Source organism: Peptoniphilus sp. SGI.035 (assembly GCF_050315115.1).
Classification (GTDB): Bacteria; Bacillota; Clostridia; order Tissierellales; family Peptoniphilaceae; genus Peptoniphilus_A.
This window is the reverse complement of record NZ_JBNPOJ010000036.1, coordinates 1-6,499: the sequence shown is the minus strand read 5'-3', so window position 1 is coordinate 6,499 and position 6,499 is coordinate 1. Positions and strand designations below refer to the sequence as shown.

The following is a 6,499-nucleotide window of genomic DNA, read 5'->3' as shown; positions in this document are numbered from 1 at the left end:
TTATTTTTTATACTTTTCTAAGTCTTCAATTTTAACATGGTGAAAACTTACATTGAAATCACTCAAGTCTACTATCTTATCCATTGTGAAACGAAACTTGTCTATGTCGCCAGTAATATAGAAGTCAATAGTTCTATTTGGAATTTCTTCATTACCTATATTTAAAATATTAATGGCATCTGAAACAGTTTTATAAGCTGGGTCTACCATTAAAACTTTTTTGCCTTGTCTTTTAAAAATTCTCTTAAAAGAATCTTCAACAATTGGATAATGAGTGCAAGCAAGAATCATGGTGTCGAAATCATAATCTCCAAACTCGTCTAAATATTTTTCTACAATTGCATCTATATGGTCGTCTTCAAGCTCTCCTCTTTCAATGGCAAGTGTAAGCTCTGGGCAATAGACTGAATTTAGTTCAAGAGATGGATCCATATTTTTTAAAACTTTATCATAAATTCCACTTTGTACACAAGATTTTGTAGCAACTAAAGCAACCTTTTTGTTCTTAGTCCTTTCAATTGCATTCATGCTTCCTGGTTCAACTACACCAATAATTGGATAATTGTAAATAGAATTTGCATCTTTAAGTCCATGACTCGTTGCAGTATTGCAAGCGATTATAGAAAGATCAACACCTAAGTCTTCAAAGAAACCCATAACTTCAATTGTGTATTCTCTTATTTCCTCGTCTTTTCTTGCGCCATAAGGCATTCTCATGGTATCTCCAAAGAAAGCAAAATTTTTATTTTTTATTTTATTTAAAGCAACTTTTAAAACAGAAAGTCCTCCAACTCCACTATCATAAAAGCCAATCAAATCTTTTTTCATTAAATCACCAACTCTTTTATTATAATACTATACATGATGAAAAACAAAAATAATACAAATTTCTTTAAAAAAAGTCTGTAAACATTAAATTTACAGACTTATAAGTGGTGCACCTTTACGGACTCGAACCGTAGGCCCACTGATTAAGAGTCAGTTGCTCTACCAACTGAGCTAAAGGTGCAAAATTTACAATTTCATTATGAAATTTTTACATTGTCGATGCAACAGAAATAATTATAAATAAAAAAAATTCTATTGTCAAGCATTTTTTTAAATTCTAAACATTTTATAATCTGCTTGTTCTTCAAACATAGAATATAAATTTTCAATAGTTTTTTCGCTGGCTTTTTTTGCTTCAGCAGGTTTCTTTTCCTCAATTAAATTATATATTTTTTGCAAATTATCGTAATGCTTTCTGTAATTTTTCTTTTCTTTAAATATAAAATTCCCAAATCTATACAGTCTCTTGTTAATCATATTCATAACTTCAACTAAAATTTCATTGTTGAGAGAACTGACAAGTGCCATATTCCATTCGATAATTAAATTTTGAGCCAATTCTTCATCTTTATTGTCAATTGCAATTCTAAGATCTTCATTAATCTTTTGAAAATACTCAGTTTTTTCATTAAGACCTTTTTTCGCTAAAAGTTCCACTGCAAGAGGTTCCAATGACTTCCTAACAATATAAAGATTTTTTGCCTCTTTTACAGAAATTTTAGAAACAATAAAAGACTTCCTTGGAAAACTTGTTACAAGTCCATCTTCTTCTAATTTTTTTAATGCTTCTCTAACTGGAGTTCTACTGACGCCGAGATTAGAAGCGATTTCCATTTCTATTAACTTATCTCCTGGAAGTAATATGTTTTTTAAAATTTTTTCCTTTAAATCCCTATAAACTAAATTACTAAGAGATTTTTTATTGCTTCGAAGATCCAAAAAGTCCACTCCCCTATTCATTGAAATGTTTTCCTTTGCGGCGATAAATCTTTTTTTAATTATATCACATAAAATGTACTTTAAAGCTAAAATAATTATAATAATTTACAAAAAGTTTACTAATTAAGTTATTGGGTAAACTAATGATATTAACAACAGGAGGATAATAATATGAAAAAGAAATTTTTAGCGATAATTTTAGGACTTACTTTAGCACTTACACTATCAGCTTGTTCTAGCGGAAAAAATAAAACTACAGAAGATACAAAAAATAATGCAGCTGTAATTACTAATAAAGTAGAAAAAAATGAAAAAACTGGAGCTGTTGATAAGGACAACTCCAAAGTAGCTTCAAACAATAGCATAATGAAATCTCTCTCAGATGCAAAAATGACAAAGGAAGAAGCCTTTGAAGAATTTAAAAAATTACACGTTGACGCAAAAATTGAATCTCTAAAATTAAAAACTGAAGGTAGAGCTTTATTTTATGAAATTGATGGATATGATGCTGAAAAAGAATACGAAGTTACATTTAATGCAGAAACCAAGGAAGTTATTAAAAACGAATTTGAAACAGAAAAGAAACAGGACAATGTGTCTGACCTTCAAAAAAATCTATTGTCATCAGTAGACGAATTGATAAAAAAATCAGTAGCAGAAGCAGGCAAAGGCTATGCTGCAAAAGAGTATTCAGTTGAATATGACGACGGTAAATATGTAGTTGAAATTGAAGTTGAAAAAGATGGCACAGATATTTCCTACAAGTACGACGTGACATCTGGTGAATTAATTCAAAAAGATATGTTAACTAAAAAAGAGGGCTAACCCTCTTTTAAATATTTTTAAAAATTCTTTCCATTGGCTTTAAAACTACAAGCACAATCACTGATGAAACTGCAATTTGAATAATGTTTCCAGGGATTGACGCAAGTGGAGTAACAAAAGACGAAAGGATAAATATTTCTCCAATGTAGTAAACTAAAACCTTTACTATGGTAACAAGCACAAAGGAAATTAATAAATTTTTTATTTTCAAGTGTTTGTAATTAAATTCATTTAGTATGTAACCCATGATTAGTGCTGATATAACTGTCATTGGGGACCACATTACCCATCCACTTGTCAAGTCAAAAAGTCCCATTCCAAGTGCACCTGCTGTCATGCCAATTCTTTTGTCGAAAAATATTGCAGCTAAAAAGAAGGGAACATTGCCAAGGTGAATAAGTCCTCCATTTGGTGCAAAGGGCAGCTGAATTTTCACGATCCATGTAAATACATAGACAAGTGCAATAAAAAGTGATGTAATAACTAAGTCTTTTACTTTGAAATTTTTCATATTTGCTCCTTTTATTAATATAAGTTTTATGATAACACTATTTTTGTCTTATATAAAGATAAAAGACCTATAAAGGCTGTATTAAATTAGAAATCAATAGTGGAAATCTAATTAAAAAGTCTTTAAATGGCAATATAAAAGGCTATGATTTTTAACGCTCATAGCCTTTTATTTTATATTTTAAAAAATTTATTCATCTACCATTTTTAGACCACTTCTCATTGCAAGCATGATTCCAAGTATCATAAATATGAATACCACAAAAATTGGAATATAATTAATATTTAAGATAAGCTCTTTTATTGCAAAAGACAATTTATAATCACTTCTATATGCCCTTGCGGCTATTCCTGCAAAAAACATCAGTATATAAGCTAATAAAATTTTTGCAAATAAGATTTTCCCTTCTAAAAAGACCATTTTATTCATTTGCTTTTCTGTCATACCTGTCGTCGATAAAAGTTTGAAATCAGTGTTTCTCGCTCTAAGATTTCCTTTGAAACTATTGTAAGCGTTAGAAAGAGCGATGGTTATAAGAATAATTTGGATGGCTAAATTCATTAAACCTACATTTCTTCTCTCTTCTTTATCCATGGCTGCCCTTATAATATCTGTAGTGGTTCTGTGGTCTGACTTTGAAACATAGCTAGAAATTATATTTTCAGCTTCTTCAAAAACTTTTTCTTTATTATTTTCTGCTTTAATTTTTACAAAGTAATAGTAAACGGGGTGTGATTTATCTATTCCATATTTGTCTATAAATTCTTTAAAATTACTTTCGCCGGTGAATATGGCTATTTCATTACTACTATATGCTTCTAAATCATAGGGCATTTCATCTATCATTCCATCTACCTTCACTGCCATTGGCTCTGCATCCTTATTATATTTTAAAGAAAGCTCTCCCATCTTCTTTTCTGAAATTTTTATATATTTTCTAAAGGCGTAAGGAGTTTTATCATCTTTTGCTATCTTATTAAGCAATAAATAAGAGGCGTTTGAAATATTATTTTCTTTTAAAAGCTTTTCAAAATCTTCGTCTGTCAAGGCGTATATCCTTGCATATAATTTGTCCTTCGTTTTTTTGCCACTGTCTAAAGATTCTTTTAAATCCTTAGAAATAAAATCTTTATTGTCATCGACATAAAACTTTGTATCATTTCTTTGATAGATGTACAATTGGTCTATGCCTTTAACTTTTTCCATATCCTTCACAAAATTTTTGTCCAAAAAATTATCTACATAAATACTAGATCTAAAATTGTAAGGACTTTTGTAGTTATTATATTTTTCATTTAAAGCTCTATATGATTGGCTGACTAAAACTGTTGTCAAGACAAAGGCTGAAAGCGCCATTGAAAATACAATAATTCTATAAGTTGACCTATAAGATCTATAATAATCTTTTGCAAGAGTTTTTTCTATTGGACCATTTATTTTTGACTTGCCCAATTTAATATTTTTTTCTGTAATTCCATTTAGACCTTCAATAATTTTTAATTTAGAACTTCTCTTCGCTGGAATTTTTGCTGAAAAATAAACAATTAGTAGCGATAGCAAGACAATGATTATAATAGATTCTACCCTTGGTAATATAAAGTGAAAGTCTGGAGATTTTAAAATTTCTCCTAAAATTTTAGATATGTTTTTATATGATATGGAGTTATTAAGCCACATTAAATACATAAGTAGGTTAGCAAAAGCCCAAGACAAAATTGTTCCAAGTGCTATTGGAAGAGTTGAAAGTTTTAATGCTTTGAGCCTAACCATTTTTTTAACTTGTCTTTTCGTCATACCTACACTTTTTAATAGAGCAATCTCGTGCAAATCTCTATTATTCCAAACATTAAAAGCACCATATATGATAAAGGCAAAAAGTATGCAAAGAAGGAAGGCTGCTCCATATTTCTCAATTGCTGAATTCATTACATTTTTAGGAGGAATAATCCCTCCAGGATAAACCATCTTATATTCCAAAATATCTCTATTATAAAATAATCTTCCAATATCCAAGGCATGCTTTTCATCAATATTCATCTCAGATAAAATCTCTCTAGTCTTAGTATAAGTATCCCTTACATTTTTAAACCAAATTTGTGCTTCAATTCCACCGCTATCCTTATACAAGTCTTCCTTTTTATCACTAGCAGCTATACCTATTAGCAAAGATTCTTCAAAGGAATAGCCAAAATCATCGTAAATGCCAACTATTGTATAAGTTTTTCCCTTTATTTTTAATTCTGAGCCTAAATTGTATTCTCTATTTTTTATTAAAAATTCTTCTGGAACTAAAAGTTCATTTGTATTTTCTGGTCTTCTTCCTTTTTTTATTTCATAGGATAAAAGATTATTTTTGTCCCCATTTTCAAAAATACTTGCCTTTAAATCTGTCTTTATAATTTTATTGAAAGAAATCTTTTTTATATCTTTATCCTTTTTTAATTCATCATAAAAATTTTTATCAATTTCCGATATTGAAACATGATAGTCGCCGAAGCTACTCTTTACATAATTATATTGATCAATTCTTAGCGAATCATAAATAAAAATAAGGGTCCCTAAAAGAATAACTGCCAATAGAATTGAAACCTTAATTGCTAATGTGTCCTTTTTATTATTTTTTACTGCTGCATCGGCAAGTTCATTAATAATTTTCATAAGACTCATCTCCTAAAAAATTTAATCTGCCATCCACCATCTTATAAACTTTATTGCAAGAATTTGCAACTTTTTCATCGTGAGTTATTATCATGATCGTGGAATTTAATCTTTTGTTTACAAGTCTAAATAGTCCCGTAATTTCTTCTGAATTTCTTCTATCTAAATTACCTGTGGGCTCATCTGCTAAAATTATAGCTGGTCTTGTAACAAGACTTCTGGCAATGGCAACCCTCTGTTGCTCGCCACCAGATAATTGTTTCGGATATCTGTCGAGTTTATCCTCAATTCCTAAAAGAGATAAAATATCTTTGAAGTATTTTTCATCTACTTTCTTATTGTCCAATAAAAGAGGAAGTAATATATTCTTTCTAATATTAATATTGGGAATTAAATTAAAAAATTGATAAACGACGCCAATATTTCTCCTGCGAAATATAGTCATTTCGTCTTTATTAAGTTTGGTAATATTTTTATCCTGAATAAAGATATCTCCGCTTGTAGGCGTATCTACTCCTGCAAGAAGGTGAAGCAAAGTAGATTTTCCCGAACCGCTGTCGCCAATAATTGCTACTAGGTCTCCCTTTTCCATTTCAAAATTCACATTTGAAAGAGCCTTTACTTCTACTCCATTATTATATGTCCTTGATAAATCTACAGTTTTAACTATCATAAAAATCCTCCTTAATCTTATTTAGATAATAATAGATTTAAGTGACTGGAAAGTGACTAGAAAAA

Annotated in this window: 6 protein-coding genes and 1 tRNA gene; 1 reads left to right on the top strand and 6 read right to left on the bottom strand. The window is 29.5% G+C overall.

Translation table 11 applies throughout. The features are described 5' to 3' along the window. The 3 genes from murI to ACQRC6_RS09530 all read right to left on the bottom strand — a co-directional run bounded on the left by murI (window position 1) and on the right by ACQRC6_RS09530 (window position 1,788). Window positions 1-828 carry a glutamate racemase gene (gene murI, locus ACQRC6_RS09540; RefSeq protein ID WP_427848712.1) on the bottom strand — a complete coding sequence of 276 codons (828 nt, stop codon included), beginning with the start codon at window positions 826-828 and terminating at the stop codon, window positions 1-3. 105 nt (window positions 829-933) lie between these two features. After that, a tRNA-Lys gene (locus ACQRC6_RS09535) sits at window positions 934-1,009 on the bottom strand. Between the two features lie 89 nt (window positions 1,010-1,098). Further along, a complete protein-coding gene (locus ACQRC6_RS09530; RefSeq protein WP_427848711.1) occupies window positions 1,099-1,788 on the bottom strand; it encodes a GntR family transcriptional regulator in 690 nt (229 codons plus the stop codon). A 150-nt stretch (window positions 1,789-1,938) separates the two neighbouring features. On the opposite strand from ACQRC6_RS09530, the gene ACQRC6_RS09525 reads away from it, so the two are divergent. Next, window positions 1,939-2,592 carry a PepSY domain-containing protein gene (locus ACQRC6_RS09525; RefSeq protein ID WP_427848710.1) on the top strand — a complete coding sequence of 218 codons (654 nt, stop codon included), beginning with the start codon at window positions 1,939-1,941 and terminating at the stop codon, window positions 2,590-2,592. Window positions 2,593-2,599: 7 nt separating this feature from the next. On the opposite strand, the gene ACQRC6_RS09520 is transcribed toward ACQRC6_RS09525, so the two are convergent. The 3 genes from ACQRC6_RS09520 to ACQRC6_RS09510 form a co-directional block, all read right to left on the bottom strand. Next, window positions 2,600-3,103, bottom strand: coding sequence for an ECF transporter S component (locus ACQRC6_RS09520; protein WP_427848709.1), 504 nt, complete (start codon window positions 3,101-3,103; stop codon window positions 2,600-2,602). Window positions 3,104-3,292: 189 nt separating this feature from the next. Next, the gene (locus tag ACQRC6_RS09515; protein ID WP_427848708.1) at window positions 3,293-5,761 is read right to left on the bottom strand and encodes an ABC transporter permease; all 2,469 of its coding nucleotides are present in this window, start codon (window positions 5,759-5,761) and stop codon (window positions 3,293-3,295) included. Continuing rightward, window positions 5,748-6,434: an ABC transporter ATP-binding protein gene (locus ACQRC6_RS09510; RefSeq protein ID WP_427848707.1), complete on the bottom strand. Its 687-nt coding sequence runs from the start codon at window positions 6,432-6,434 to the stop codon at window positions 5,748-5,750. The genes ACQRC6_RS09515 and ACQRC6_RS09510 overlap by 14 nt, the downstream gene beginning before the upstream one ends. Between the last annotated feature and the right edge of the window lie 65 nt (window positions 6,435-6,499).

What these genes read in the sequence shown, in the direction of transcription:
- murI (WP_427848712.1), bottom strand. Translation starts at nt 828, where the DNA reads ATGAAAAAAGATTTGATTGGCTTTTATGATAGTGGAGTTGGAGGACTT.
- ACQRC6_RS09530 (WP_427848711.1), bottom strand. Translation starts at nt 1,788, where the DNA reads ATGAATAGGGGAGTGGACTTTTTGGATCTTCGAAGCAATAAAAAATCT.
- ACQRC6_RS09525 (WP_427848710.1), top strand. Translation starts at nt 1,939, where the DNA reads ATGAAAAAGAAATTTTTAGCGATAATTTTAGGACTTACTTTAGCACTT.
- ACQRC6_RS09520 (WP_427848709.1), bottom strand. Translation starts at nt 3,103, where the DNA reads ATGAAAAATTTCAAAGTAAAAGACTTAGTTATTACATCACTTTTTATT.
- ACQRC6_RS09515 (WP_427848708.1), bottom strand. Translation starts at nt 5,761, where the DNA reads ATGAAAATTATTAATGAACTTGCCGATGCAGCAGTAAAAAATAATAAA.
- ACQRC6_RS09510 (WP_427848707.1), bottom strand. Translation starts at nt 6,434, where the DNA reads ATGATAGTTAAAACTGTAGATTTATCAAGGACATATAATAATGGAGTA.